Annotated in this window: 21 protein-coding genes and 1 tRNA gene; 3 read left to right on the top strand and 19 right to left on the bottom strand. The window is 56.8% G+C overall.

All coding sequences use genetic code 11. The features are described from left to right. Nucleotides 1-9: 9 nt before the first annotated feature. The 4 genes from rpsF to rnr form a co-directional block, all read right to left on the bottom strand. On the bottom strand, nucleotides 10-432 hold the full coding sequence (gene rpsF, locus JQR90_RS03025; RefSeq protein WP_010796930.1) for a 30S ribosomal protein S6: 423 nt from the start codon (nucleotides 430-432) through the stop codon (nucleotides 10-12). A gap of 171 nt (nucleotides 433-603) precedes the next feature. Beyond that, nucleotides 604-3,120 carry a response regulator gene (locus JQR90_RS03020; protein WP_434140407.1) on the bottom strand — a complete coding sequence of 839 codons (2,517 nt, stop codon included), beginning with the start codon at nucleotides 3,118-3,120 and terminating at the stop codon, nucleotides 604-606. A gap of 36 nt (nucleotides 3,121-3,156) precedes the next feature. Continuing rightward, complete coding sequence (rlmB, locus tag JQR90_RS03015) at nucleotides 3,157-3,900, bottom strand: 23S rRNA (guanosine(2251)-2'-O)-methyltransferase RlmB (protein WP_010796928.1); 744 nt, start codon at nucleotides 3,898-3,900, stop codon at nucleotides 3,157-3,159. Continuing rightward, nucleotides 3,897-6,563, bottom strand: coding sequence for a ribonuclease R (rnr, locus tag JQR90_RS03010; protein ID WP_112297612.1), 2,667 nt, complete (start codon nucleotides 6,561-6,563; stop codon nucleotides 3,897-3,899). Before rnr ends, rlmB begins: the two co-directional genes overlap by 4 nt. A gap of 205 nt (nucleotides 6,564-6,768) precedes the next feature. Between rnr and JQR90_RS03005 the strand changes: the two genes are divergently transcribed. After that, nucleotides 6,769-6,855 (top strand) — tRNA-Leu (locus JQR90_RS03005). 145 nt (nucleotides 6,856-7,000) lie between these two features. On the opposite strand, the gene JQR90_RS03000 is transcribed toward JQR90_RS03005, so the two are convergent. The 11 genes from JQR90_RS03000 to JQR90_RS02950 all read right to left on the bottom strand — a co-directional run bounded on the left by JQR90_RS03000 (nucleotide 7,001) and on the right by JQR90_RS02950 (nucleotide 19,944). Next, nucleotides 7,001-8,293 (bottom strand): adenylosuccinate synthase, encoded by a 1,293-nt coding sequence (locus JQR90_RS03000; RefSeq protein WP_010796926.1) that lies wholly within the window; start codon nucleotides 8,291-8,293, stop codon nucleotides 7,001-7,003. 48 nt (nucleotides 8,294-8,341) lie between these two features. Further along, the gene (locus JQR90_RS02995; protein ID WP_010796925.1) at nucleotides 8,342-9,529 is read right to left on the bottom strand and encodes an ATP phosphoribosyltransferase regulatory subunit; all 1,188 of its coding nucleotides are present in this window, start codon (nucleotides 9,527-9,529) and stop codon (nucleotides 8,342-8,344) included. Nucleotides 9,530-9,790: 261 nt separating this feature from the next. Next, the gene (gene hflC, locus JQR90_RS02990; protein WP_010796924.1) at nucleotides 9,791-10,660 is read right to left on the bottom strand and encodes a protease modulator HflC; all 870 of its coding nucleotides are present in this window, start codon (nucleotides 10,658-10,660) and stop codon (nucleotides 9,791-9,793) included. Further along, on the bottom strand, nucleotides 10,660-11,850 hold the full coding sequence (hflK, locus tag JQR90_RS02985; RefSeq protein WP_010796923.1) for an FtsH protease activity modulator HflK: 1,191 nt from the start codon (nucleotides 11,848-11,850) through the stop codon (nucleotides 10,660-10,662). Before hflK ends, hflC begins: the two co-directional genes overlap by 1 nt. Before the next feature lie 99 nt (nucleotides 11,851-11,949). Continuing rightward, nucleotides 11,950-13,254 carry a ribosome rescue GTPase HflX gene (hflX, locus tag JQR90_RS02980; protein WP_010796922.1) on the bottom strand — a complete coding sequence of 435 codons (1,305 nt, stop codon included), beginning with the start codon at nucleotides 13,252-13,254 and terminating at the stop codon, nucleotides 11,950-11,952. 13 nt (nucleotides 13,255-13,267) lie between these two features. After that, on the bottom strand, nucleotides 13,268-13,516 hold the full coding sequence (gene hfq / locus JQR90_RS02975; protein WP_026003896.1) for an RNA chaperone Hfq: 249 nt from the start codon (nucleotides 13,514-13,516) through the stop codon (nucleotides 13,268-13,270). An 83-nt stretch (nucleotides 13,517-13,599) separates the two neighbouring features. Further along, nucleotides 13,600-14,568 carry a tRNA (adenosine(37)-N6)-dimethylallyltransferase MiaA gene (gene miaA, locus JQR90_RS02970; protein ID WP_037029960.1) on the bottom strand — a complete coding sequence of 323 codons (969 nt, stop codon included), beginning with the start codon at nucleotides 14,566-14,568 and terminating at the stop codon, nucleotides 13,600-13,602. A gap of 42 nt (nucleotides 14,569-14,610) precedes the next feature. Next, nucleotides 14,611-16,575, bottom strand: coding sequence for a DNA mismatch repair endonuclease MutL (gene mutL, locus JQR90_RS02965; protein WP_010796919.1), 1,965 nt, complete (start codon nucleotides 16,573-16,575; stop codon nucleotides 14,611-14,613). Between the two features lie 122 nt (nucleotides 16,576-16,697). Beyond that, nucleotides 16,698-17,975 (bottom strand): N-acetylmuramoyl-L-alanine amidase, encoded by a 1,278-nt coding sequence (locus tag JQR90_RS02960; RefSeq protein WP_010796918.1) that lies wholly within the window; start codon nucleotides 17,973-17,975, stop codon nucleotides 16,698-16,700. A 5-nt stretch (nucleotides 17,976-17,980) separates the two neighbouring features. Then, nucleotides 17,981-18,469, bottom strand: coding sequence for a tRNA (adenosine(37)-N6)-threonylcarbamoyltransferase complex ATPase subunit type 1 TsaE (gene tsaE / locus JQR90_RS02955; protein WP_010796917.1), 489 nt, complete (start codon nucleotides 18,467-18,469; stop codon nucleotides 17,981-17,983). Then, nucleotides 18,457-19,944 (bottom strand): NAD(P)H-hydrate dehydratase, encoded by a 1,488-nt coding sequence (locus tag JQR90_RS02950; protein ID WP_312270583.1) that lies wholly within the window; start codon nucleotides 19,942-19,944, stop codon nucleotides 18,457-18,459. The genes tsaE and JQR90_RS02950 overlap by 13 nt, the downstream gene beginning before the upstream one ends. Nucleotides 19,945-20,002: 58 nt before the next feature. Between JQR90_RS02950 and queG the strand changes: the two genes are divergently transcribed. Then, nucleotides 20,003-21,067 (top strand): tRNA epoxyqueuosine(34) reductase QueG, encoded by a 1,065-nt coding sequence (gene queG, locus JQR90_RS02945; RefSeq protein ID WP_010796915.1) that lies wholly within the window; start codon nucleotides 20,003-20,005, stop codon nucleotides 21,065-21,067. On the opposite strand, the gene orn is transcribed toward queG, so the two are convergent. Continuing rightward, entirely contained in the window at nucleotides 21,064-21,606 is a 543-nt protein-coding gene (gene orn / locus JQR90_RS02940) for an oligoribonuclease (RefSeq protein WP_434140402.1), read from the bottom strand. The two genes, queG and orn, sit on opposite strands and share 4 nt — an antisense overlap. A 71-nt stretch (nucleotides 21,607-21,677) precedes the next feature. Further along, nucleotides 21,678-22,448, bottom strand: coding sequence for a trans-aconitate methyltransferase (locus JQR90_RS02935; RefSeq protein ID WP_073449590.1), 771 nt, complete (start codon nucleotides 22,446-22,448; stop codon nucleotides 21,678-21,680). Nucleotides 22,449-22,576: 128 nt separating this feature from the next. Between JQR90_RS02935 and rsgA the strand changes: the two genes are divergently transcribed. After that, nucleotides 22,577-23,596 (top strand): small ribosomal subunit biogenesis GTPase RsgA, encoded by a 1,020-nt coding sequence (gene rsgA, locus JQR90_RS02930; protein WP_073449592.1) that lies wholly within the window; start codon nucleotides 22,577-22,579, stop codon nucleotides 23,594-23,596. Nucleotides 23,597-23,619: 23 nt separating this feature from the next. Here the strand turns inward: rsgA and motB are convergent, their stop codons facing one another. Together motB and motA are read right to left on the bottom strand one after the other, a co-directional pair. Beyond that, nucleotides 23,620-24,729 carry a flagellar motor protein MotB gene (motB, locus tag JQR90_RS02925; protein WP_010796911.1) on the bottom strand — a complete coding sequence of 370 codons (1,110 nt, stop codon included), beginning with the start codon at nucleotides 24,727-24,729 and terminating at the stop codon, nucleotides 23,620-23,622. Nucleotides 24,730-24,741: 12 nt separating this feature from the next. Next, on the bottom strand, nucleotides 24,742-25,593 hold the full coding sequence (motA, locus tag JQR90_RS02920; protein ID WP_010796910.1) for a flagellar motor stator protein MotA: 852 nt from the start codon (nucleotides 25,591-25,593) through the stop codon (nucleotides 24,742-24,744). Between the last annotated feature and the right edge of the window lie 104 nt (nucleotides 25,594-25,697).

Below are 25,697 nucleotides of genomic sequence, written 5' to 3'. Positions count from 1 at the left end.
AATCCAGGCTTACTCGGCGCTATCGTCGCCATCGACGTCAGCATTGTCGCTGCCATCGGCGGACTCGGACTCGGCAGGACGCTCGCGACGCTCACGGCGCTCGCTACGGTTCTCTTCGGCCTTGAGCATTTCAGACTGGCCGGTAACGGCTTCATCGCGACGGAGGATCATGTTACGGATCACGGCGTCGTTGTAACGGAAGTTGTCTTCCAGTTCAGCCAGTGCTTTGGCGCTGCACTCAATGTTCATCAGAACATAGTGAGCCTTGTGCACGTTGTCGATAGCGTAAGCCAGCTGACGACGGCCCCAGTCTTCCAGACGATGAACCTTGCCACCGTCTTCTTCAATCGCTTTGGTGTAGCGCTCAACCATGCCGCCCACCTGTTCGCTCTGGTCAGGATGAACCAGAAACACAACTTCGTAATGACGCATAAATGCTCCTTACGGGTTATAGCCTGCCACATGATGCGGTCAGACAAGGAGTGAATGTTTCGTTTTGACTTGCCTGCAAGCGGAGGCCCGCTACAGGCAAGGGGCGGTATTCTAGAGAAGGGCACCGGGTGGCGCAAGGAAGATCACGAGCCAACCGGCTCGCCGGTACAACTATCTGACGGACAGATCATCGAGCAGCTGCCGGATCTTGAAAAGATCGTATGGCTTGAGCAGCGCCTTTACATGTTTGAGTTCGTCGTCCTTGTCAAAGGCATAACCGGAAGCCACTACGACATGCAGTCCGGGATAACGCTTGAGCGCCTGACGGCTCAGGTCCAGCCCTGACATGCCTCCAAGCCCGATATCTGTGAAAAGGACATCAAAGGTACTGCTCTGCAGCGCGTCCAGTGCCTCTTCGGCAGAAGCCACGGCCGTAACCTGATAGCCCAGCTCTTCCATCACCTCGCTAGTCAGGCTACGTAGCGTCAGGTCATCCTCGACCAGCAGAATATTCAATACCTTGTTACTTGCGGTTTCCTCCAACGCCATGTCCTCTTCTGTTACAGCTGTAGTAGGGGTGTGCTGTCTGTGCATACCGAGCATCATACGCACCTTTTGGGCTAACTCATCCCGACGATAGGGTTTACTGAGCAGGTTGCCTCCTGCCTCGAGCCGTCCGCCCTGTATTACAGCGTCCTGTGTATAGCCCGAGGTAAACAGTACCTTCAAGGAAGGCCTGAGCGCCCCTGCTCTGCGTGCCAGCTCGGTGCTGCGTACCGGGCCCGGCATCACAATGTCTGTAAACAATAAATCTACAGGCGCCCCCTGCTCAAGCATCGTCAGGGCAGCCTGCCCATCACCGGCTTCCAGCACGTCATAGCCTAGCTCACTCAGCATATCCACCACGATGTGACGAACATCAGGGTCGTCTTCCACTACAAGGATACATTCGCTTCCACCTTCCTCAACCGACGGCAAGGCCATGGAACTATCGGCTGTATCGGTATTCGGTAGCGAGCGTGGCAGATAAAGAGTGATCGATGTTCCCTTGCCCAAGGTACTGTTGATCAAGATATGTCCGCCACTCTGCTTCACGAAACCATAGACCATGGACAGGCCAAGCCCGGTGCCATGCTCTTCACGCTTGGTCGAGAAAAAGGGCTCGAAGGCTTGCGCCTTGACCTCTTCGGACATTCCGCGCCCGGTATCCGTGATGATCAGCTGCACGTACTCGCCTGGAATCAACTCGTCAGCGGTCTGCCACTGCTCCTGGGAAAGCAACACGTTATGTAGCTCAACAGTGACATGCCCCTCATTAGCCATTGCTTCGCGGGCATTGAGTAACAGACTGACCAGCACGTTTTCCAACTGACCTGCATCGACAAATATCGACCAGACATCAGGGTCAGCAAGCACAGTCAGCGTGATGGACTCGCCCAACGCCTGATGCAGCAAATCACTCATGCCATCCAGGAGACTCTTCGTATCGACTGACATTGGCTGCAGGGGCTGCCGCCGCGCAAAGGACAAGAGCTGAGAAGCAAGGCTTGCACCCCGCTCTACGGCTGTATTGGCCGCCTGCAGCCGACGCTGGCCAACCTCATCGCCTGCCAGTCGGGTTTTCAGCAACTGCAGGTTGCCTCCGATGATCTGCAGGACGTTATTGAAATCATGGGCAACGCCCCCCGTCAGTTTGGCAACGGCTTCCAGCTTTTGCGCCTGAACCATAGCGGCCTGTCGCTCATCTTCACTGCGTTTGAGCTCGCGCGTCCGCTCCTGCACCAGATCTTCAAGGTGCAGCCGGTAATTGGCCAGCTCGGTTTCCGCCCGCTTCTGCTGGGTGACATCGTTACCCTGGATAAAAAGCCCTGCCACCTGCCCGTTATCAATAATCGGCTGCAGGATGAAGTCTACATAGATTTCGTTAGAAGGCCCCAAGGCGGTACGTTGAATATCCAGGCGAACGCCGCGTCCGGAAAACGTTTTGAGAGAGACTAGCGCCTCATCAAATAACCTGAGAGCACCTTGCTCTACCAATTCGGGAAAGACAGTACGAAGAGGATGACCGACAACGTCTCCTCGCGCTACAAGGTGCAGAAACGCATCGTTAGCCAGCTCAAACACATGGTCAGGCCCGCTCAAGACACAGATGAAACCCGGCGCCTGCTGAAACAGCCGTCTCAGCTGGGCCCCTTCATCCTGTAAGGCTTTCGCTCGATTGATCAGGCGCTGCCCCAGTTGAATGTTCGTCGATGTCAGGCTGGGAGAACGAACTACATCGGCACGCATGGCCTGGAGTTCACTGATATCCGTAGCGTGCTGGAGGACATGCTGCAATCGACCTTCAGCATCGAAGAGTGGCGTATGCGTAACACTCCAGACATGGTCTTCAAACATTACCCCCCTGGCACTGCTACGCGGTATCGCGTAACGAATGACAGGGAGGGCATCTTCCTGCCTGAGCGTAACAGCTCGCTCGATGGAGGCTTTCAGGGCCTGCTGTGATGGCACGTTGCCCTGCAACGGATCGACAGGAAAGGCCTCGAACAAATGGACCCCAAGCAACTCCTGACGCTGCCGCCCCACGGCCCTCAGGTACGCCTCGTTGGCGTCCACGACGGTCAAAGCGCTGTTCAGCAGAACATACGAATTCGGCGAAGCCCTGAAAATGCTTTCAAAATCGAGCATGTAACCTAACTACTTTCAGCGGGCGAGCCGATCCCTCTAGCGAGAACGACGTTGACGAACGGCTTCGAACAGGCAAACCCCTGTCGCTACGGAGACGTTCAAACTGCTGACACTGCCGGACATAGGCAAACGCACCAGAAAATCGCACAGCTCACGTGTCAATCGGCGCATTCCCTTGCCCTCTGCACCCATGACGAGAACGGTCGGTCCGGTCATGTCTACATCATAGACATCCTGTTCTGCTTCTCCTGCCGTGCCCACAACCCACAGCCCTCGCTTCTTGAGCTTTTCCAGCGTACGCGCCAGATTGGTAACCGCTACCAATGGAATAACCTCAGCGGCACCACACGCTACCTTACGAACCGTAGCATTCAGACTGGCTGACTTGTCCTTGGGTATGATGACCGCCTGAACACCTGCCGCGTCGGCTGTACGCAGGCAGGCCCCCAGGTTATGCGGATCCGTCACCCCATCCAGCATCAGAAGCAGCGGCGGGCCTTCGGCTCTATCCAAAAGTTCTTCAAGCATCGCCTCGCCCCAGATCTGGCTCGGACTTACATGCGCCACGATCCCCTGATGCACACCGTCCACCTGCTCGTCGAGCGATTGACGGCTATGGGTCTGCACCGGCACACGTGCAGCATCGGCCAATGTGACCACTGCCTGTATGCGCGGTTCCTGACGACCTTCGGCTATCCATAGTTGCTTCACCCGCTTTGGATGATGACGCAACAACGCTTCTACGGCATGGATGCCATAGACCATTTCCCACTGACTCATGACTTGACCTTACGTTTACGGACTTCACCAGAAGCCGCCTGTGCCTTGGCCTTGGAAGGCCCCTTGCGATGTTTGCCCGGCTTCGTTGCCTTGGCCGATTTAGCTGGCTTGCCGGGTTTAGCGCTGTCTGCCTTTTTACCTTTCTTTGCTGGCGTGCGCGCCGGGGTGGCCTCCTGTCTGGCAGGTTGCGCCCTGCCGGGCTTTTCTCCACCGGTCTTGGCCTCATCCAGCAGGGCGCGCTTGACTGCACGACTGCGCTTGACGTCCGTATTGCCCAACAACACTTCTGCCTGCTTGAGCAATTCAGGCGAGACCTCGATCCCTACTGCTGAATTCTGGGCAGGTACCTGGGTTTTCTCGCGCTTTCGAGACTTATCTCTTGAGGACTTGGCATCGCCTCGCTGGCGACGACCTGCCGGAGCCGATTGTGCCGTCTCGGACAGCTCGAAGTCGATCTTGCGCTCATCCAGATCCACACGCGCCACCACGATTTCGACCAAGTCACCCAGCCGATAACTGCGCCCGCTACGCTCACCTGAAAGCCTATGGTGTACGGCATCGAAATGATAATAGTCGCTTGGCAGCGCCGTGACGTGAACAAGCCCCTCGACGTAGATATCGCTCAGCTCGACAAACACGCCAAATCCCGTCACAGCGGTGATGACACCCGGGTACGTCTCGCCGACCCGATCACGCATGTACTCGCACTTGAGCCAGTTCGCAACGTCTCGTGTAGCTTCGTCGGCACGGCGTTCGGTCATGGAGCACTGCTCACCCAGCTGATCCAGCTGCGCCTCATCATACGGATAGATACGCGACTTGGGCATGGCAGCGGCGCCGGCACGCTTCACATGCCGTGTTTCAAGCTTGGAACGAATGACGCTGCGAATTGCACGGTGAACCAATAGGTCCGGATAACGCCGAATGGGCGATGTGAAGTGTGTATAGGCTTCGTAATTGAGACCAAAATGGCCCTCATTGTCCGGGCTGTAAACCGCTTGGCTCAGTGAGCGCAGCATTACCGTCTGGATCAGACGGTAATCGGGACGGTCATGAACGGCTTTGAGTAGCGCCTGGTAGTCTTTGGGCGTCGGTGTAGCCTTGCCCTTCGTCAAAGTCAGGCCGATCTCACCCAGGAACTGCCGCAACTTGGTCTGTTTCTCAAGCGGCGGCGCATCGTGAACCCGGTACAGGGCTGGAATGCTGTGCTTCTCGAGAAACTTGGCTGTCGCTACGTTCGCGCACAGCATGCATTCTTCGATCAGCTTGTGGGCGTCGTTACGCTGAGTAGGCCGGATTTCCGAAATCTTCTTGTCGGCACCAAAGACGATTCGCGTCTCCTGTGTCTCGAAATCGATAGCACCCCGCTCCTGCCGGGTAATCACGAGCACCTCATATAAGGCATACAGTTCCTGGATATGCGGCACCAGCTGCGGCAGCTGCTCACGGAACTGCTGCGCCTCAGTGCTTTCCGGCGTTTCCAGTAACTGACTGACCCGGGTATAGGTCAGGCGCGCATGGGAGTGGATCACCGCCTCGTAGAACTGATAGCCCGTAAGCTTGCCCGTAGCCGAGATGGTCATCTCGCATACCATGGCCAGGCGATCCACCAAGGGGTTCAGGGAGCACAGCCCATTGGACAATATCTCAGGCAGCATGGGCACTACGCGCCCCGGGAAATATACCGAGTTGCCCCGGCGTGCGGCCTCGGTGTCTAGCGCAGAGCCGACCTTCACATAATGAGACACGTCTGCAATCGCGACGAAGAGCCGCCAGCCTCCGGACTTTTTCTTCTCGGCATAGACCGCGTCATCAAAGTCACGCGCATCTTCACCGTCAATTGTCACGAACGGTACGTTGCGCAGATCGACCCGCTTTTCCTTATCTTTCTCAGAGACTTCAGGCTTGAGCTTGGCCGCCTCTTTCTCTACATCGGCCGGCCACTCATGGGGAATATCGTAGCTGCGCAATGCCACTTCGATTTCCATCCCCGGCGCGAGGTAATCACCCAGCACCTCAACCACCTCGCCCTGAGCCTGGCGATGAGTGGTAGGCCAGTCGGTGATATGAACCTGAACAAACTGCCCATGCTGCGCTCCGCCATGCTTGCCAGCGGGGACCAGCACCTGCTGTTGGATCCTGGGGCTGTCCGCCACTACATACGCGATGCCGCTCTCTTCAAAGAACCGGCCGACCACGCTCTCATGGGCACGGTGTACGACTTCGACCAGAGCGCCTTCACGGCGGCCTCGACGATCCAGACCGGACACACGCGCCAGCGCCTTGTCACCATCGAACACGAGCCGCATTTGCGCAGGGCTCAGGAAAAGGTCATCACTGCCGTCGTCCGGGATAAGAAAGCCAAAGCCGTCACGGTGACCGCTGACTCGCCCACAGACAAGATCGAGCTTATCAACGGGGGCGTAAGCTCCGCGACGCGTATAAAGAAGCTGCCCATCCCGCTCCATGGCACGAAGGCGACGGCGCAATGCTTCAAACTGATCCTCTTCCGTCAAACCGAACTCTTCTATCAGCTGCGTGCGCGAGGCAGGGCCGCCCCGCTGCGCCAGATGCGCCAGAATAAGCTCGCGACTTGGAACAGGGTTTTCATATTTTTCCGCTTCTCTAGCGGCCTCGGGATCGAGGGATTGCCAATCGGCCATCAGTTTAGAGTTACCTTTTGTCTGGTTAAGAGCTCTCTATATATTGAAGCTCGAAAATGCCTTAAAGGTTAGTCTTCGAAAAATAATAAAAATTTTCCACTTCAAGGGTTTACAGGTTTAAAAAAGCCTCGTATAGTTCGCGCCACAGCAACGGCAACAACGTTGCTAACGCGAAATACGATGAGATCATCGCATATCGCAGAGTGCCCAGGTGGCGGAATTGGTAGACGCACTAGGTTCAGGTCCTAGCGGTGGCAACACCGTGGAAGTTCGAGTCTTCTCCTGGGCACCACTTTACAGACAACCGAGCTAAATAGCTCGGTTTTGTCGTTTCTGGGGTTATGCTTTTTAATTCCCTCCCCTTTCTCAGTTGCTTTTACTGACGCCTATAAAAAAGGGCCGCCTAAGCGACCCTCCCTTCTATCTACCCGATCAGATCAGGCAAACGGATGACGAAGCGTAATCGTTTCGTTGCGGTCAGGGCCTGTCGAGATAATATCGATAGGCGCACCAACCAGCTCTTGAATACGCGCAATATAAGCGCGCGCATTTGCAGGCAGCTCATCCATGCTGCGAGCACCTACGGTAGACTCGGACCAGCCCGGCATTTCCTCATAGATAGGCTCCAAGCCGATATAGCTGTCAGCATCGGTCGGCGCTTCGGTCAGCTCGCCTTCAGCATTGCGATAACCTACACAGATACGCACGGTTTCCAGACCATCGAGAACGTCCAGCTTGGTCAGGCATAGACCAGAAATGCTGTTTACCTCGATAGAGCGACGCAGGATGACTGCATCGAACCAACCACAACGACGCGGACGACCTGTTACCGAACCAAACTCATGACCTTTCTTGGCCAGATAAGCGCCAGTCTCGTCAAACAGTTCCGTTGGGAACGGACCGGAACCTACACGCGTGGTATAGGCCTTGGTGATTCCAAGGATGTAATCCAGGTACAAAGGCCCTACGCCAGAACCCGTCGCTACACCGCCTGCCGTGGTGTTAGAACTGGTAACAAATGGATAAGTACCGTGATCGATATCCAGCAGCGTACCCTGAGCCCCTTCGAACATGATGTTCTCGCCGGCTCTACGCAGCTCGTGCAAACGCGACACTACATCCAACATCAGCGGCTTGAGTACCTTGGCGTGCTCCATTGCATCATCATAGGTCTTCTGGAAATCAACAGGCTGCTCGTTGAAGAAGTTCTGCAGCACAAAGTTATGATACTCCAGCACTTCACGCAGCTTTTGAGCGAAGCGCTCAGGATGGAACAGATCACCTACGCGCAAGCCGCGACGGGCAATCTTGTCTTCATAAGCCGGGCCGATTCCACGACCGGTCGTTCCGATCTTGGCATCACCTCGGGCCTTTTCGCGCGCCTGATCAAGCGCCACGTGATAAGGCAGAATCAATTGGCAGGCCGAACTGATACGCAGTCGCTCACGAACCGGAACGCCTCTCGCCTCAAGCTCGGCAACTTCCTTGAACAAGGCGTCCGGCGCCAGCACCACGCCGTTACCGATCAGGCACTGCGTGTCGGCACGCAAAATACCGGACGGAATCAATCGCAGAATGGTTTTTTCACCATCGATAACCAATGTATGCCCAGCATTGTGGCCACCTTGGTAACGAACAACCGCTGCCGCCTGATCAGTCAACAGATCGACAATTTTGCCTTTGCCCTCATCACCCCATTGGGTGCCCAGGACGACGACATTCTTACCCATAACCTTTCCCCTATAGGAATCTCTGGAGCCGGCTAACCCGGCGAACTCTCACGACGCCAGGGGCGCCACCTGCCAACTTCCATCCTGCCACGTCAGCTGTCGGTCACAGCCCGACTCGCGCGCATCCGAATCCGCCTGGCCAGGCAACGCCTGCACCACGCGCTCACCGCCTGAACGTAACTGGCGAATCGCATTCCATAGCTGAGCATCCTCGCCATGAGGTGCCCAGATACCTGTTAGCGGCTCGGTCATTTCCGCCTGACCCAGCATAACCAATGTTTTCAGATCGGTAGAAAAGCCTGTTGCTGGGCGTGCCCGGCCAAAATTCGCGCCGATATTGTCGTAGCGCCCCCCTTGAGCAATAGCCTGACCGCTACCTGGGACAAACGCCGCGAAAACAACGCCGGTGTGATAGTGATACCCACGCAGCTCGCCCAGATCAAAATACAGCGGAATATCTGGAAACCGTTGAGCTAACGTATCAGCCAGGGAGCACAGCGCCTCCAGGGCAGAGACAACGGCAGGCGGCGCTTCCGCCAGGCGCTGACGCGCAGCCTCCAGGGCCTGACGCCCACCGCACAGCTCAACCAGGCTACGCAACATGTCGCCATAAGGCGCAGAAAGCTCTTGGGTCAGGGTAATAACTTCATCTACCGCCTTGCGCTGCAGCGCATCAAAAAGCGCCTCTTCTGCTGCGCCGGATAGGCCTGCCGCTTCGCACAAACCACGATAGATTCCGACATGTCCAAGGTCCATGTGCACATCCGGGATTTGAGCCAGTTCAAGCACACCCAGCATCAGGCTGATGATTTCAAGATCACCGGCCGTGTCCTTGGCACCATATAACTCAGCCCCGATCTGAATCGGACTGCGCGACGTAGACAGCGCGCGCGGACGGGAATGCAGGACACTGCCGGCATAGCACAGGCGACTCGGGCCTTCCCTATGCAACGCATGGGCATCCATTCGAGCGACCTGGGGTGTGATATCGGCGCGGAATCCCATCAGGCGCCCCGACAGCGGATCGGTTACCTTGAAGGTGCGCAGCTCCAGATCCTGGCCCGCCGCCGTCAGCAACGACTCCATAAACTCGACATGGGGCGTTACGACAAATTCGTATCCCCACTGTTGAAACAACTCCAACACCCGTCGACGCGCGATCTCGATGCTGGCAGCCTCGGGAGGCAGGATTTCTTCAATTCCGTCAGGCAGCAGCCAGCGGTCTACCGTTGCCATTTAGCCTTTCTCCATCATGCGAGCAGCAGCCTGTCATGAAGACCTTATGCACGCGCAGGCAAAACCTGCCGCACAGAGCACGGTACAGTAGCGAGCAAAGCGCGCAGCGACGGTAGATCGCCTAAGCCATCCCCGTGATACAACCTCGCCGCCATGCAATGGTTCATGCAGACGCAAAAAAGCCGGGATGTTCCCGGCTGACTCATGATACCACGAAATACAAAAAGGTCAGCGGCGGGCGACGAGCGCCCGCCAACCTTTTTACGGGGTTGGATCACCCAAGTATTTGAAGAACTCGTTCTTCGGATCCATCACTAAGATGTCGCTCTTATTAGAGAAACTGTTGCGATAAGCCTGCAAGCTACGCGTAAAAGAGTAGAACTCAGGGTTTTTTGTATAAGCCTGGGCATAGATCGCAGCAGCACGAGCATCACCATCGCCTCGTGTTTCTTCTGCCTCGCGATAGGCTTCCGCCAGAATAACGCGACGCTGACGATCTGCATCTGCACGAATACCTTCAGCCAGCTCACGCCCCTTGGCACGGTGCTCACGCGCTTCACGCTCACGCTCAGTGCCCATACGCTCATAGACGCTACGGCTCACCTCTTTCGGCAGATCAATAGCCTTGACTCGGACATCCAATACTTCGATGCCCAGCTCTGCATTAGCCATTTTGTTAAGTGAGCCTGTTAACTCGGCCACCATGGCATCACGCTCGCCAGAAACCACTTCATGCAAAGTACGCTTACCAAACTGATCACGCAGTCCGGCTTCTAAACGACGCATCAGACGCTCATCGGCAATCTGCTTCATACCTGAGGTTGCCGTATAGAAACGCTCAGCATTAAAGACACGCCATTTGGCATAGGCATCAACCATCACAGCTTTCTTTTCCAAGGTCAAAAACCGCTGTGTTGGAGAGTCTAGCGTCATAAGACGGGCATCGAACTTACGCACCTTATTTACAAAGGGCAGCTTGAAGTGCAAACCAGGCTTAAGGTCAGCATCTACTACACGACCAAACTGCAACATAACTGCACGTTCGGTCTGCTGAACGATAAACAGGCTGCTCCAGGCAAATAGTCCTAGAATGACCACTACAACCAGAGCGGCGATAGACTTGTTACTCATCAGCGGCTCTCCCTTGTCCGTACTTCAGGCAGCTGCGGCAAAGCCCTTACCGATGGCGAAGGATTATTCGAGCTGTTATTGCCTGAAGAAGGCGAGGTCGATGAATCACTCGATTCGGCAGGACGGTTTTGCACCATCTTATCTAGCGGCAGATAGAGCATATTATTCTGACCGCCCTGTGCTGTGATCAGAACCTTGCTCGATTGGCTCAGCATATCTTGCATAGCCTCAAGATACAGACGCTCGCGCGTTACCTGAGGTGCTTTCTCATACTCGGCTACCAAGTTATTAAAGCGATCCGCTTCACCCTGAGCGCGTGCAATGACCTCCTCACGGTAACCATTGGCATCTTCAATTAAACGCTGAGCCTGACCACGCGCCTCGGGAATCACGCCGTTAGCATAAGCTTCGGCTTGGTTACGCTCACGCTGCTCGTCTTCACGTGCACGAATAACATCATCAAATGCTTCCTGCACCTCGCGAGGTGCAGCAGCACTCTGGATGTTTACCTGAGTTACCGTAATACCTGTTTTGTAGGTATCCAGGAAACGCTGTAAGCGCTCACGCACCTCACCTGCGACCTGCTCACGGCCAGATGTCAGCAGCTGATCCATGGTCGAAGAGCCAGCCACATGACGCAGAGCACTATCAGTAGCATGCTGAAGACTGAGTTCCGGCTGATCCACGTTTAATACAAAAGACTCCAAATCGGTAATCTTGTACTGAACGGTCAGCGGTACCTCGACGATATTCTCGTCCTGAGTCAGCATTTGCCCCTGCTTGCTATACGCACGCTCACGCGTCACGTTTTCCTGGAACTTGCGATCCATTGGAGGGAAGTAAATATTCAGGCCAGGACCTACCGTTTCGTAATACTTGCCGAAGCGCAGCACAACTGCTTGCTCCTGCTCGTCAACGACATAAATAGCGTTGTATAGCCACAAGCCAAACAGCAAGGCCAAGCCAATTAAAATCAGACCCGCACTGCTGCCCGCCTGACGGTTACCTCCGCTGGAATCCGGGCGCTTTTTACCGCCAAACAAGCGATTCAGCTTGTTCTGCAGCTTACGAAGCGCTTCATCCAAGTCCGGTGGACCTTGACGGCCGCCACCATTACCATTACCACCGCCACGGCGATCGCCCCAGGGGTCTTGATTATTTGAGTTGCCACCCGGCTCGTTCCAAGCCATAGCGCTCTCCCTACTGACTAAAGCGAAAACGCGCCGGTTGGCGCGCCGACCAATGCTACCGGATGCCGGGCACCCGGACCAAAAACGTCGATAAAGGCTTTATTGCAAAGTATGTTGCGCCACGAAGTCATCCGGCTTGAAACCTTCACGACTGACGAGACGATTAAGTTCTGCACGAGGTAAACGTACTGACAACACCGTATACCCTTCTTCGTCATGCGATTCTTCCTGTACAGCACCTTGACTGAACAATAGCGCACGCAGACGTCCCATAGCCTGAGGCAGCCGCAATTTACCTACGAACAGGTCGTCGCCCAACAATTCGGCCACAGCTTGACGAATCAGTTCCAAGCCCCGGTTTTCCCGAGCAGAAGCCCAAACTCTGATCGGACGACCAGTTTCCTCGTCGCGCTGGATGTGCGGCTCGACATTCTCAAGCAGGTCGATCTTGTTATAGACCTCCAGCATGGGAATCTCGTTAGCACCGATCTCTTCCAGCACGACGTTCACCTGCTCGATTTGCAGCATGCGATCCTCTTCGTGAGAGTCGATCACATGCAGTAGCAGATCCGCGTTGCTTGATTCTTCCAGCGTGGCGCGAAACGCCTCAACCAGCTTGTGTGGCAGATGTCGGATGAAACCCACGGTATCAGCCAGTACCACCGGTCCCAGGTCAGCCAGTTCTAGACGACGCAATGTAGGATCCAACGTCGCGAACAACTGATTCGCTGCATAGACCTCGGAAGAGGTCAGGGTGTTGAATAGCGTAGACTTGCCAGCGTTGGTATAGCCAACAAGCGATACCGCTGGAACTTCGGCACGTCGCCGCCCTCTTCGGGCCTGCTCACGTTGACTGCGTACCTTTTCAAGGCGCTGTTTGATCTGGCGGATACGAACACGCAAAAGGCGACGGTCCGTCTCGAGCTGTGTTTCGCCCGGCCCTCGAAGACCGATACCACCTTTTTGTCGCTCAAGGTGGGTCCAGCCACGCACCAGACGAGTACTCATGTGCTCAAGCTGTGCCAGCTCAACCTGAAGCTTACCTTCATGGGTTCGAGCACGCTGGGCAAAGATATCGAGAATCAACCCAGTACGATCAAGCACCCGGCACTCCAGGGCGCGCTCGAGGTTGCGCTCCTGACTGGGCGTAAGGGTATGGTTAAAGATGACCAGTTCGGCTTCATCGGCCTTCACCAAGTCATGGAGTTCATCGACCTTGCCGGTACCGATGAGAAAACGTGCAGAAGGCTGATGTCGCGACACGGTAACCATCGCCACCGTGTCAGCGCCAGCAGAGTGCGCAAGTTCTTGGAACTCCTGAGGATCCTCGCGGGATTCAGGATCTTGGCCTTCGAGATGGACCAGAATGGCCCGTTCACCACCACCCGGGCGTTCAAAGAACAAAGGCGACTCCTATTTACATGTTACCGGGTTCAGCCGGCTGATCACTGCTAGGCAGACGAACAGGACGACTAGGAACTACCGTTGAGATTGCGTGCTTGTAAACCATCTGGCTGACAGTGTTTTTCAGCAGGATGACGAACTGATCAAAGGACTCGATCTGACCTTGCAACTTGATGCCATTGACCAGGTAAATGGAAACTGGAACGCGTTCCTTACGCAAAGTATTCAGGTAAGGGTCTTGTAGCGAATGCCCTTTTGACATTGTGCCGCTCTCCTCAAAGGTAAAAGATTCGTTTGTTGCAAGGTCAGAAGGTTCGCCATCACCGGCGTGGTTCTTCTTGAGACTCAACTGCATATGGAGACCGCCTTAAGGCTTTTCAAGACACGCGACACATTGTCACGGGCCATACTGTCCAACCACTGTAGCTGGCCCCAGCTGCGTAGCCAGGTAAGCTGCCGTTTAGCCAGCTGACGCGTGGCGATAATGCCGCGCTCTGTCATTTCGTCGTAACTCATTCCGCCGTCCAGATACTCCCATACTTGACGGTAGCCTACGGCACGCATGGAGGGTAGTTCAGGCTGCAAATCACCTCGCGCCCGTAGACGTGAGACCTCATCGACAAAGCCCTGTTCCAGCATGTGGCGGAAACGCTGGGCTATTCGCGCATGCAACAGCGCACGCTCTTGAGGAGCAATAGCCAGATGAACGGCAGTATACGGGAAATGTGCGACAAACGGCGCGTCGGAATCTGCATTTCCTTGTCTTTGACGCTCCCGATGCTCGGTCATCGTCATTCCACTGACGCGATGGACTTCCAGTGCACGGGTCAGGCGCTGGGGGTCATTGGGATGGATGCGCGCCGCTGACTCAGGATCGACCTCTGCCAGTTGCCGATGAACCTCACCCCACCCCTGCTCTGCCGCAACGGCTTCGATTTCGGCACGAATGGTTGGATCGGCGCTGGGCATGTCCGCTAACCCCTCAAGGAGCGCCTTGAAATACAGCATGGTGCCGCCTACCAGCAGAGGAATACGCCCTGCCGCCGTGATGTCTGCCATTGCCTGACGGGCATCGGCACAGAAATTAGCTGCCGAATAGGTCTCGCTGGGCTCGCGGATGTCGATCAGACGATGGGGAAAAGCCTCCAGAAGTGCTTTCGAGGGCTTGGCCGTACCGATATCCATCTCGCGATACACCAGCGCCGAGTCGACACTGATCAAGTCGCACGGCAGAACCCTGGCAAGCTCAAGGGCTAGATCGGTCTTGCCGGAGGCTGTAGGTCCCATCAGAAAAATGGCAGGTGGAAAAGACATGGAAACTCTCATGAAAGTCGACGCCGCGTCATGCGACATCGATTACCTGCCACGCAGGAATAATTTATCGAGATCATCAAGGCCCATCTGCGCCCATGTGGGTCGACCATGATTGCATTGGCCGCTTCGCTCGGTGATCTCCATATCCCGTAGCAAAGCGTTCATTTCAGGCACTGTCAAACGCCGGTTGGCTCTGACGGAGCCGTGACAGGCCATGGTGCCCAGCAGTTCGTTGATATGCGCCTGGATACGATCACTCGTGCCGTACTCTAAGAGATCTGTTAGAACATCTCGAACCAGATCACCTGCTTCGGCTTGTTTCAGCAGCGCAGGTATTTGTCGGATAGCCAGGGTTTCCGGCCCTAGCCGCTGCAGCTCAAAACCCAGCTTGGAAAACCATTGGGCATGCTCTTCTGCACAATCGGCCTCCCGCTCGCTGACCGCCAATGACTCAGGCACCAGAAGTGGCTGTCCACGCAGGCCTTCGCTGGCCATGGCAACCTTTAGACGCTCATAGGTAATACGCTCATGGGCGGCGTGCATGTCGACCAGCACCAGACCGTGAGCATTTTCCGCCAGGATATAAATGCCCTTGAGTTGAGCCAGTGCATAGCCCAATGGAGGAATATCACCCTGGCTTTCCGGCAAGGCAGCTGGCGCAGCTCCTGTGCTACTGACTGTAGAAGGCAACGGAGCAAAAAAGGTCTGGTAGGCTCCCTGCAGCTCGGCCACACTCTGGGTAGGGTATGCCGGCTTGGGCGAATAGCTGCCGGAGCCGCCGTAGCTTCCACCAGAACCACCGCCAGCAACTGGCCGTGGCGATGTTTCCGGCATGGCCGGTTCGATGCGATACGATGCAGGCGCAGGCTGGCTACTTTCCAGTGCATGCGCCGCCAGGCTCATCTCACCTTGGGGACCAAATTCCCCTGCAGCGGAGCCTGTGGCGCGAGGCGGCACGGTAACAGCCGATGCCGGTGCCGTCACCTGATCGTCCGGACGCACATCGGCCAGCGCACGGTGCAAGGTGCCGTAAAGGAAATCATGCACCATCCGCGTATCCCGGAACCGAACTTCATGCTTGGTGGGATGTACGTTCACATCCACCACGCCTGGGTCGAGTTCGAGAAACAACACGAATGCAGGGTGCCGCCCGTTATAGAGCACATCACGATAGGCCTGCCGGATAGCATGCGCGACCAGCTTGTCGCGCACCATGCGACCATTCACATAGAAGTACTGCAGGTCCGCCTGGCTGCGAGAGAAGGTCGGCATGCCGACCCAGCCCCACAGGCGCAGCTCGCCGCGTTCATTCTGAATAGGCAGGGCCTGCTCCAGAAAATTCGGCCCACAGACCGCCGCGACACGGCGGGCCTGGGTAAGGTCATCCGTAGCCTCACGCAGGGCTAGAATGCTCTTGCCGTTGTGGCGAAGATTGAACCCCACGTCAAAGCGGGCCAGGGCCAGGCGCTTGATAACTTCCTGCAGATGATCGAATTCAGTTTTTTCCGAACGCAGGAATTTACGACGCGCCGGTGTATTGAAGAAAAGGTCGCGCACTTCGACCGTGGTGCCTTGCGGATGCGCGGCCGGTTTGACTGATGAGTGCATTTCTCGCCCTTCGGTCTCGACCTGCCACGCCTGATCGGCATCCTGGTGGCGTGATGTAAGGGTCAGGCGCGAGACCGAGCTGATCGAGGCAAGCGCTTCTCCTCGAAAGCCCAGGCTGATGACATGCTCAAGTTCATCCAGGTTATAGATCTTGCTGGTCGCATGGCGCTCCAGCGCCAGAGGCAGGTCGTCAGAGGGAATACCGCTACCATCGTCCCTGATTCGCAGCAGCTTGACACCGCCCTGCTCGACATCGATGTCGATACGGCGTGCCCCGGCATCCAGACTGTTTTCCAACAGTTCCTTGGCTACCGAGGCCGGGCGCTCAACCACCTCGCCGGCGGCAATCTGGTTAGCCAGACGTGGGCTGAGCAGTTGAATACGACGAAGTTCAGTCATGGAATTAGCCAGGCTGGTCTGAGAGTCGAATGGAAAGCAGTGCCAAAACGAAACCGGCCGCGCTGCCCGAGGCAGTGGCAGCCGGCCGATTCGAACCGCTATGGCGTAGGCATCTCGCTATTTTAGCGCGAGCCGGTTGCCACTTGCTGTGCTTTTTGGTCACGCAGCCAGGCCAGGTATGTACCTGGCGGCGGACTCTTCTGGAAGTACGTGGAAATACCGCTGCGGATCTGCCGTGCCAGCAACTCCTGATGTGAGGCCGTTGCAAGCTTGACGGACTCGGTCGGGTTGGAGATGAACCCGGTTTCAACCAGGATCGAAGGAATATCCGGCGATTTCAACACCACGAAGGCAGCCTGCTCCACGCGATTATGCAGGAGCTTGGTCTGTTGCCCGATGTTGGCCAGAACCTTCTGCCCGACATCCAGACTTGCGGACATGGTAGAGGTCATGGACAGATCCAGCAAAACACCGGCAAGCATCTGATCCTTGTTGTCCAGAGCACTGCCCACCCCGCCTACAAGGTCCGAGCTGTTTTCAGTATCTGCCAGCCAGCGCGCTGTTTCAGACGTGGCGCCCCGCTGAGAAAGCGCAAATACCGATACACCCGAGGCGGTTCGGTTGGGCGCTGCGTCGGCATGAATGGACACAAACAGATCAGCCCCTTTCTTACGCGCTATCTCGGTACGCTTGCGCAAGGGGATGTAATAGTCACCCGTACGGGTCAGCTCGGCCTTGAAGCCCTTCATGCTGTTGATCTGGGCTTGCAGTTTTCGCCCGATGGCCAACGTGATGTTCTTTTCATAAAGGCCGCCACCCTTGGCAATTGCACCAGGGTCTTCACCGCCATGACCAGGGTCGATCACTACAATGATGTCGCGCTTGCCAGAGGGACCAGCCGGCACGGTGACCTTGGGCTGCGCAGGGGTTACCGGCGCAGATGGCTCACCCGGCGTAGGCGTCGCGGGAATGTCGGATGACAGGTCCGCGCCCTGATCGAACAGATCGACTACCAGACGATTTCCGTACTGCTGATTAGGCGCAAGCGTAAAGCTCTTGGGCGTAACCTGCTGGGACACATCGAGCACCATGCGCAGCTCGTCGGCTGAGCGTTGGGCCGAGCGCAGTCCGGTAATCGGTGTACCCTTCAGGCGAGCCTCGTTGAGCTTGGTCGCCAGTTTGGCTCCGCTGACATCAATGACGATCCGGTTGGGCGACGTCAGAGTAAAGACATTGGCTTTGACCGGCCCTGACAGATCGAATACCAGGCGCGTATTGTCCGGTGCACGCCAGACACGCATATCCTTGATATCTGACGCTGCCAACACTTGGCTGGCCAGACAACACAAAATGACTCCCAACGTTGCCCATCCCAGGCGTACACGCTTCCCCCACCCCATTTGCATCAAACTCCTGTGGATAGGGCGGCACGCCAGGCATCACCATGTGAGCCTTGAAAAACCAACTGCACGTTACGGCCGCCCGCATGCGGCGTAATGGTAATGTCCAGGTCCGGCTTTGGCAAAAGCCCCATGCCCCGTTCAGGCCATTCGATCAGACAAAGGGCATCACCGGTGAAGTAATCCCGGATTCCCATGAACTCGAGTTCTTCCGGATCAGCCAGACGATACAGATCGAAATGGTAGACCCGGATCTCACCGATCTCGTACGGCTCGACCAGCGTAAAGGTAGGGCTCTTGACCGCACCTGTATGGCCTAGACCCCGCACGATGCCGCGTGACAAGGTCGTCTTGCCGGCTCCGAGGTCTCCGTGAAGATAAAGCGTTCCACGGCCGCCGCTGGCCTGGGCTATCATGCTGCCCAGGGCTGTCATGGCGTCCTCGTCAGGCGCGAACAGGGTTATCGTCTCGGACGAAGGCGTTACTGCAGACATGGATTGTAACTCTCTAAAAGCTGACGAACGGTATCGGGTAAATCACTGGCAGCCAGTCCTCGACCATGCTGTCCCAGCAGCTCTCCTGCACGGCCATGTAGCCAGGCGCCCAGGCAGGCAGCATCGAACACCGAGAGGTGTTGTGCCAGTAAGGCAGCAATAATGCCTGTGAGCACATCACCTGCGCCACCGGTAGACATCGCCGGGTGACCACGCCCGCAGAGCGCCATGCGGCCATCCGGTGCAGCAATAAGCGTCCCGAGGCCTTTGAGCAGTACCACTGCGCCATAGTGCTCCGCCAGCTTTCGGGCTGCGGCCGGGCGTCGACTCTGAATCGTGGCAATATCGCTGCGCAACAGGCGCGCAGCCTCACCTGGGTGAGGGGTCATGATCCACTCGCCCCTGGGCTTGGTGACCGCCTGGCTGGCCAGCAGGTTGAGCGCATCGGCATCCCATACCTGAGGTACTTCTCGGGACGCCGCCACGCTGATCACACTGCGGCTCCAGGCGCCCTGCCCCAGACCAGGCCCGACGGCCAGGACATCGGCTTTTTCTGCCAGGGCAATGACTTTACCCGCGGACTCGACACCTGCCACCATCACTTCAGGTCGACGTGCCAGCACAGGCGCCACATTCGAAGGTCGCGTAGCCAGGGAAATCATGCCGGCGCCGCAGCGGAGCGCTGCCTCGGAGGTCATGAGCGCAGCGCCTCCAGTGCCCTCATCCCCTCCAATGACCAACACATGGCCGAAGTTGCCCTTGTGCGAGCTGCGCTTACGCGGCTTAAGCTTGGGCAGATTACGGGGCGCCAGGCGTTGCGCCATGGCATCGGCAGGATTCTGGGGTTCCTCAACCAGGGCGGCAAACTCGATACTGCCGCAGTAGTCAGGCCCATTGCCTGTCAACAGGCCAAGCTTGAGACCGATAAAGGTAATGGTAAGGTTGGCTTTGACGGCTTGATCCTTGACAAAGCCTGTATCAGCGTTGAGCCCCGAGGGAATATCGACGGCCACGACCGGAAGGTCGCAGCTATTGATCTGCTCGATGGCCTTGGCATACGGCTCACGTACCTCGCCGGAAAAGCCGGTACCCAGCAGGGCGTCCACTACAACGCCTGTCAGCTTTACGCCCGCTCGCCAAGGCTCCGGGTTGATACCGGTACCCTTGGCCTCCATATATGCCTTGGCCGCATCGCCTTCGAGCTTTTCAGGGTCGCTCAGGTAATACACGTTTACCGGCCAGCCACTCCGCTGAGCAAGCGAGGCGATTAGATAACCGTCTGCGCCATTGTTACCGCCCCCGGCAAAAACAGTCAGTGCACCGGCATCGGGCCAGCGTTGACGCAGGGACCGCCAGGCGGCTCGCGCGGCACGGTGCATAAGTTCGAAACCGGAAGTACCCGATTCGATCAGACGCGCGTCGAGCGCTCGTACCTGCGCAGCGCTATAGAGGGAAAGCGGCAGTTCGTCGTGCATGCGATACCAAGCTCCAAGGTCTGGCAAAATAGGTTCTCGTCAGTAACTTAAACACGTCATGTCTTCTTACGCACTCGATCTCGATACGCTAGCAGCCTCCATCAAGGAATGGGGTCGCGAGCTGGGCTTTCAGCAGACCGGCATTACCGGTGTAGCGCTGGGCGACCACGAAGCGTACCTCGAGCGCTGGCTGGCCGCGGGCTATCACGGCGAGATGGACTATATGGCCGCACACGGGCAAAAACGTTCGCGCCCGGACGAACTGGTGCCAGGTACGCTACGGATCGTTTCGCTTCGTATGGATTATCTGCCGGGCGATACCGACATGGCGAAGCGACTGGCGGACCCTGCACACGCCTATATCTCTCGCTACGCTCTGGGCCGCGATTATCACAAACTGATCCGCAAACGGCTGCAACAGCTGGCCGAACGTATTCAAGCCGCGATTGGCCCGTTCGGCTACCGTGCATTCGTCGACAGCGCCCCTGTGCTTGAGAAAGCGCTGGCGGAAAAGGCCGGCCTGGGCTGGATCGGCAAGAACACGCTGGTGCTCAACCGCAAGGCAGGCAGTTATTTCTTTCTGGGAGAACTCTTTACCGACCTACCCTTACCTGTCGATGAGCCTCATCCCAGCAATCACTGTGGCCGATGCAGCGCCTGCATGGATATCTGTCCGACACAGGCGTTCGTTGCCCCCTATGTACTGGATGCGCGGCGCTGCATTTCCTACCTGACGATCGAGTTCAAGGGCTCGATTCCCGAGGAACTGCGCCCGTTGATCGGCAACCGGGTCTTTGGCTGCGATGACTGCCAGATTGTCTGCCCCTGGAACCGATTCGCCAAACCCACCGCGCAACCGGACTTCCAGCCACGGCATAACCTGGACAACAGTGATCTGGTGACGCTATTTCGTTGGACGGAAGACGAATTTCTAAGCCGTACGGAGGGTTCGCCCTTGCGCCGGGCAGGCTACGAGCGCTGGCTGCGCAACCTGGCGGTGGCGCTGGGCAACGCGCCTACCAGCATTCCGGTGGTCGAAGCATTGAAGGTGCACCAGCAACACCCATCCCCACTTGTACGTGAACATGTGGAGTGGGCGCTGGGTCGTCACGGCTATGCCTAGACCTTGATGAAATGCTTGCGGTAGTAGCGCAGCTCCTCAATGGAGTCACGGATATCGTCCAACGCCAGATGACTGCCGGTCTTCTTTACGCCATCACGGACATGAGGAGCCCATCGCGCCGCCAGCTCTTTCAGGGTTGAAACATCCAGGTTGCGATAGTGGAAATAGGCTTCCAGCTGCGGCATGTGCCGATAAAGAAAGCGGCGGTCCTGGCAAATGCTGTTTCCGCAAATAGGCGACTTGCGCGCCGGCACCCACTGCTCGAGGAAGGCCAGGGTCTGGCGCTCGGCCTCCGCCATGCTGATGGTGCTTTCGCGGACCCGCTGGGTCAGGCCTGACTGGCCGTGCTGACGTGTGTTCCACTCGTCCATGCCGTTCAGAATCTCGTCCGGCTGATGAATCGCGATGACCGGACCTTCGGCCAAGGTGTTCAGCTCACTGTCCGTCACGATGGTGGCCATTTCTATGATCACATCGTTTTCCGGATCCAGGCCGGTCATTTCGAGGTCGATCCAGATCAGGTTCTGGTCATTCTGCATGGCAATACTCCTTAAGCAATGCAGGCAGTTTAGCGGAATAAATACAGCTCGGCTGGCCTTGCGCCACGCCGTCAGCGTTGCCAGATGAGAATTTTTGACTGGCGCCAGTCATTCAGCTCGATGACCTGCCGGGGAGGCACACCCGGAATCTCGAACGTGTTGCTGACAAACAGCGCACCCGGACGCATTTCGGCCTGCGCTTTTTTCCATAGGTCAGGCATTGGGGCGGGCGAGAGAAAACAGTAGACGACATCGTATTCAGCCAGATCGACTTTCCAGAGGCTCTGATAACGAATCCGACAGTTACGCCGCGGTAGGCAGCGCAGCCAGGAGAGCAGAAAACTCATCGGCGCGGTCTCGACGCCCGTAAAATGGCTCTTAGGGTGTAAACGCGACAGATAGACGAGCGTTCCGGCCAGACCGCTTCCCAGGTCGATGAAAGACACCTTGTCTGATCGTTCAGCTATCAGCTCACTGAGCTTTCGCTGTGTCTCATGCCCGGTCAGATAGAGCGGAACCCGTTCGGTCAGGCTGTTCCAGTTCAAGAGCAGAATAACGAAAAATCCTGCGAGAAAGACCCAACCGGGAATGGCATAACCGGCGAAGGCAACCAGGGCTGGTACGAAAGCCAGATTGATGAAGAGCCACCAACGGTGCAGGCCCATCCACTGCCCAAGCGCTGCGGCCAGGACCCCTTGCAGGCACGCCGCACCGATCAACGGTGCGCGGTAATGGAGCGTAACCAGACCAACCTGTAGAACAATCCAGGTAACAAGCAGTGCAAGCACCTGCACCAGTAATGCAAGGATAGCGGGATATCGGCGGCGTAAGGTGTCGAGCATATGGCCAAGTCATAACAGCGGATAATGCTGTGCAGTCTAGCCAAGATCCGACCGCTGGACGATCTCTGCCCCGGCAGACGAACCGCCTGTTAGACTTTATCTTTACTTCAGGTTTATCGAGCTACTTAATGGCCAAACGCCACCTCACTCGCCGGCAAAGCTGGCGTATTGAAAAGATTCAGACCGAACGTGCGGCTCGCGCCGAGCGTCGGGAGTCCCGGTTGATCGAAGAGCTTGAGGGTGGCGACCTGGGCCCGGAGTTGACGGGTCGGATCATTGCCCACTTTGGTGTACAGGTAGAGGTGGAGGGCGAAGACGGCCAGCTCCAGCGCTGCCACTTGCGCGCCAACCTGCCAGCCCTGGTGACGGGAGACAGGGTAGTCTGGCGGGCGGGTAATCAGGGCATTGGCGTTATCGTCGCCCAGCTGCCTCGAATTTCGGAGCTGTGCCGTCCCGACATGCGGGGTGTCCTGAAGCCAGTTGCGGCCAACGTCGATCGATTGATCATTGTATTTGCGCCGATTCCCGAGCCCCACAGCAACCTGATCGACCGCTATCTGGTCGCAGCCGAGCATGCCAGCATTCAGCCTATTCTACTGTTGAACAAGGCTGATCTGATCGATGAAAGTAATGCCGAGCGGATGGATAACCTGCTGGGCATCTACAACAACCTGGGCTACCCCTTGCTCGAAGTATCGGCGTTGAACGGCCTAAGCCTGGACAAGCTGAAAGAGACGCTCGATGGACACATCAGTGTTTTCGTAGGGCAGTCCGGTGTAGGCAAATCATCGCTGGTAAACGCCTTGCTGCCGGGCGTGGACACGCGTGTCGGGGCTTTGTCCGAGATAACTGGCAAAGGAACGCATACGACCACCACTGCCCGCCTGTTCCACTTCCCGGGCGGTGGCGATCTGATCGACTCACCCGGTATCCGCGAGTTCGGCCTGGGTCATGTAAGCCGTCAGGATGTGGAAGCCGGCTTTATCGAGTTCGCCGACCTTATCGGGCATTGCCGCTTCCGTGACTGTAAGCACGACCGGGAGCCGGGCTGTGCTTTTCTAGCGGCGCAGGAAGAGGGACGAATTCACCCTCAACGCATGGCCAGTTACCGTCACATTATCGCCAGCCTGCCCGAACCTGAGTACTAGGTCCGGGCAGACCCTCTTTACCGCTAGGGCTTAGGCGGCGGGCTCATTTGCAGAGCACCGTCGTCGAAGGCATTGATTTCCTTCTTCAGGTCGATGCCCTTGAGCGGGTTGGCCAGATTACTCGTAGCCTTCACGCTACCGGGGCTATCGGTCGAGGCACCCGTGTCGCTGCCTGCCGGAGCCTGGCCCGGAGTCGCGGTCGGCGGGGTATCGGCTTGGCCGCCATTGTCACCCTCGATGGCCTTCTGAGCCTTCTTGGTCAGAACAACAATGTCGATACGACGGTTGACCGGGTCGAGCGGGTCCTTGCGATCGAACAGTGCCGACGAGGCATACCCTACTACACGGGCCACCTGGTTCTCTGGGTAACTACCTGCCACCAGCGCTCGACGGGCCGCATTGGCACGAGCAGCCGACAATTCCCAGTTGCCGTAGTACCCCTTCCCTACGAACGGCTTGGCATCGGTGTGACCGCTGATGCTGATCTTGTTCGGAACTTCCCTGATCGTATCCGCCATGGCCAGCAGGATATTCTCGAAGTACATCTTCAGCTCAGCACTGCCCGAGTCGAACATCGGCCGATTTTCCGCATCGACGATCTGGATACGCAGGCCGTCCTGAGTGATCTCGAGCAGGATCTGATCCTTGAAACGCTGCAGATCCGGGTTATCGTTGATCTTGTTCTGCAATTCCTGCAGGAGCAGTTGCAGGCGCTCCTTGTCGATCTTCTCCGCGATGTTCTCGGCCTGCTGAGCATCAATGCCGCCCGCATCAGCCGGACTCGGCTTGGTAGTCTGGTCGATCTGTTCCTCATCAGTGCTATCAGGTGAATCCGGCGTCTTGGGGTCATTTTCCATCGTCGGGTTCAGCGTCTGATTGGGAGACGGTGTTGGCGTACCGCCAAGGTCGATCACATAAGGACTTCCGCTTTCCGTAAACCCGATCGGGTCCTGAAAGTAGCCTGAAATGGCGATCCGCTGCTCGGGAGTGGTCGAAATCAACAGCCACATCACCAGGAAGAACGCCATCAGGGCTGTCATGAAGTCGGCGAAGGCAATCTTCCAGGCGCCGCCATGGTGCCCGCCTTCAACTTTCTTGACGCGCTTTATGATAATGGGCTGGTTGTTATCCATGACGGCTTAACCTCACGCGCCGCGCATTGCTTGCTCAAGCTCGATGAAGCTTGGGCGATGGGCGGGATACAGGACTTTACGACCGAACTCGACAGCCACGGTTGGCGGCATGCCCGATGCGGAAGCAACCAGGGTGGCCTTGATGGACTCGAGAACGTTCAGTTCTTCCTTGGCGTCATGCTCGAGCGAGGCAGCCAAGGGTGCAAAGAAGCCGTAGGACGCCAGAATACCCAGGAAAGTACCTACCAGGGCAGTACCTACGCTCGCACCAATCTTGATGGTGTCCCCTTCGGCCAACAGGCCCATGGTAATTACGATACCCAGTACCGCTGCCACAATACCCATGGCTGGCATACCGTCGGCGATCTTGGCTACGGCATGAGAGGGGTGCTCAAGGTCAGCCTTGGTGCTGTTCAGCTCCATGTCGAATAACCCTTCCAATTCGTGCGGAGCCATATTGCCAGACGACATCAGACGCAGATAATCAGTGATGAAGGCTGTCATCCGTGCATCTTTGAGGATGGCTGGGTATTTGCTGAAGATTGGGCTTTCGTTAGGCTCTTCAATATCGCCCTCGATGGACATCATGCCCTCACGACGGCTCTTGTTGAGGATTTCGTAGAGTAGCTTGAGCACGTCCAGGTAGTACGCATGAGTGAAGCGATGACCAAACATGGACAAAGACTTCTTAAACACGATCTTGAAGGTGCTGCCCGAGTTGGCCTGTAAAAAGGCACCCAACGAAGCGCCACCAATCGTCAGCACTTCGTAAGGATGCACGAGAGCCATGATACTGCCGCCCGATAGCACGAAGCCTGCGAGTATGCTACCGATGACAACGATAATGCCGATGATCTTGACCATGATTTTCAAACACTTCTAGTTAAACAAGGGCCCACAAAGAGGCTGCTGATTTAGTTATCGGATAATCTGCGCCAGACTGTAGGTATTTCTGTAAGCCATTCATG

The sequence above is a fragment of the Pseudomonas sp. JZ114 genome, from assembly GCF_051027705.1.
In the GTDB taxonomy this organism is placed as follows: Bacteria; Pseudomonadota; Gammaproteobacteria; order Pseudomonadales; family Pseudomonadaceae; genus Chryseomonas; species Chryseomonas luteola.
Note: the sequence above shows the minus strand (reverse complement) of the source record. Positions and strands in the feature narration are given on the sequence as shown.

Bases quoted from the DNA above. Each gene is read 5' to 3' on its own strand.
- rpsF (WP_010796930.1), bottom strand. From the start codon at position 432: ATGCGTCATTACGAAGTTGTGTTTCTGGTTCATCCTGACCAGAGCGAA.
- JQR90_RS03020 (WP_434140407.1), bottom strand. From the start codon at position 3,120: ATGCTCGATTTTGAAAGCATTTTCAGGGCTTCGCCGAATTCGTATGTT.
- rlmB (WP_010796928.1), bottom strand. From the start codon at position 3,900: ATGAGTCAGTGGGAAATGGTCTATGGCATCCATGCCGTAGAAGCGTTG.
- rnr (WP_112297612.1), bottom strand. From the start codon at position 6,563: ATGGCCGATTGGCAATCCCTCGATCCCGAGGCCGCTAGAGAAGCGGAA.
- JQR90_RS03000 (WP_010796926.1), bottom strand. From the start codon at position 8,293: ATGGGTAAGAATGTCGTCGTCCTGGGCACCCAATGGGGTGATGAGGGC.
- JQR90_RS02995 (WP_010796925.1), bottom strand. From the start codon at position 9,529: ATGGCAACGGTAGACCGCTGGCTGCTGCCTGACGGAATTGAAGAAATC.
- hflC (WP_010796924.1), bottom strand. From the start codon at position 10,660: ATGAGTAACAAGTCTATCGCCGCTCTGGTTGTAGTGGTCATTCTAGGA.
- hflK (WP_010796923.1), bottom strand. From the start codon at position 11,850: ATGGCTTGGAACGAGCCGGGTGGCAACTCAAATAATCAAGACCCCTGG.
- hfq (WP_026003896.1), bottom strand. From the start codon at position 13,516: ATGTCAAAAGGGCATTCGCTACAAGACCCTTACCTGAATACTTTGCGT.
- miaA (WP_037029960.1), bottom strand. From the start codon at position 14,568: ATGTCTTTTCCACCTGCCATTTTTCTGATGGGACCTACAGCCTCCGGC.
- mutL (WP_010796919.1), bottom strand. From the start codon at position 16,575: ATGACTGAACTTCGTCGTATTCAACTGCTCAGCCCACGTCTGGCTAAC.
- JQR90_RS02960 (WP_010796918.1), bottom strand. From the start codon at position 17,975: ATGGGGTGGGGGAAGCGTGTACGCCTGGGATGGGCAACGTTGGGAGTC.
- tsaE (WP_010796917.1), bottom strand. From the start codon at position 18,469: ATGTCTGCAGTAACGCCTTCGTCCGAGACGATAACCCTGTTCGCGCCT.
- JQR90_RS02950 (WP_312270583.1), bottom strand. From the start codon at position 19,944: ATGCACGACGAACTGCCGCTTTCCCTCTATAGCGCTGCGCAGGTACGA.
- queG (WP_010796915.1), top strand. From the start codon at position 20,003: ATGTCTTCTTACGCACTCGATCTCGATACGCTAGCAGCCTCCATCAAG.
- orn (WP_434140402.1), bottom strand. From the start codon at position 21,606: ATGCAGAATGACCAGAACCTGATCTGGATCGACCTCGAAATGACCGGC.
- JQR90_RS02935 (WP_073449590.1), bottom strand. From the start codon at position 22,448: ATGCTCGACACCTTACGCCGCCGATATCCCGCTATCCTTGCATTACTG.
- rsgA (WP_073449592.1), top strand. From the start codon at position 22,577: ATGGCCAAACGCCACCTCACTCGCCGGCAAAGCTGGCGTATTGAAAAG.
- motB (WP_010796911.1), bottom strand. From the start codon at position 24,729: ATGGATAACAACCAGCCCATTATCATAAAGCGCGTCAAGAAAGTTGAA.
- motA (WP_010796910.1), bottom strand. From the start codon at position 25,593: ATGGTCAAGATCATCGGCATTATCGTTGTCATCGGTAGCATACTCGCA.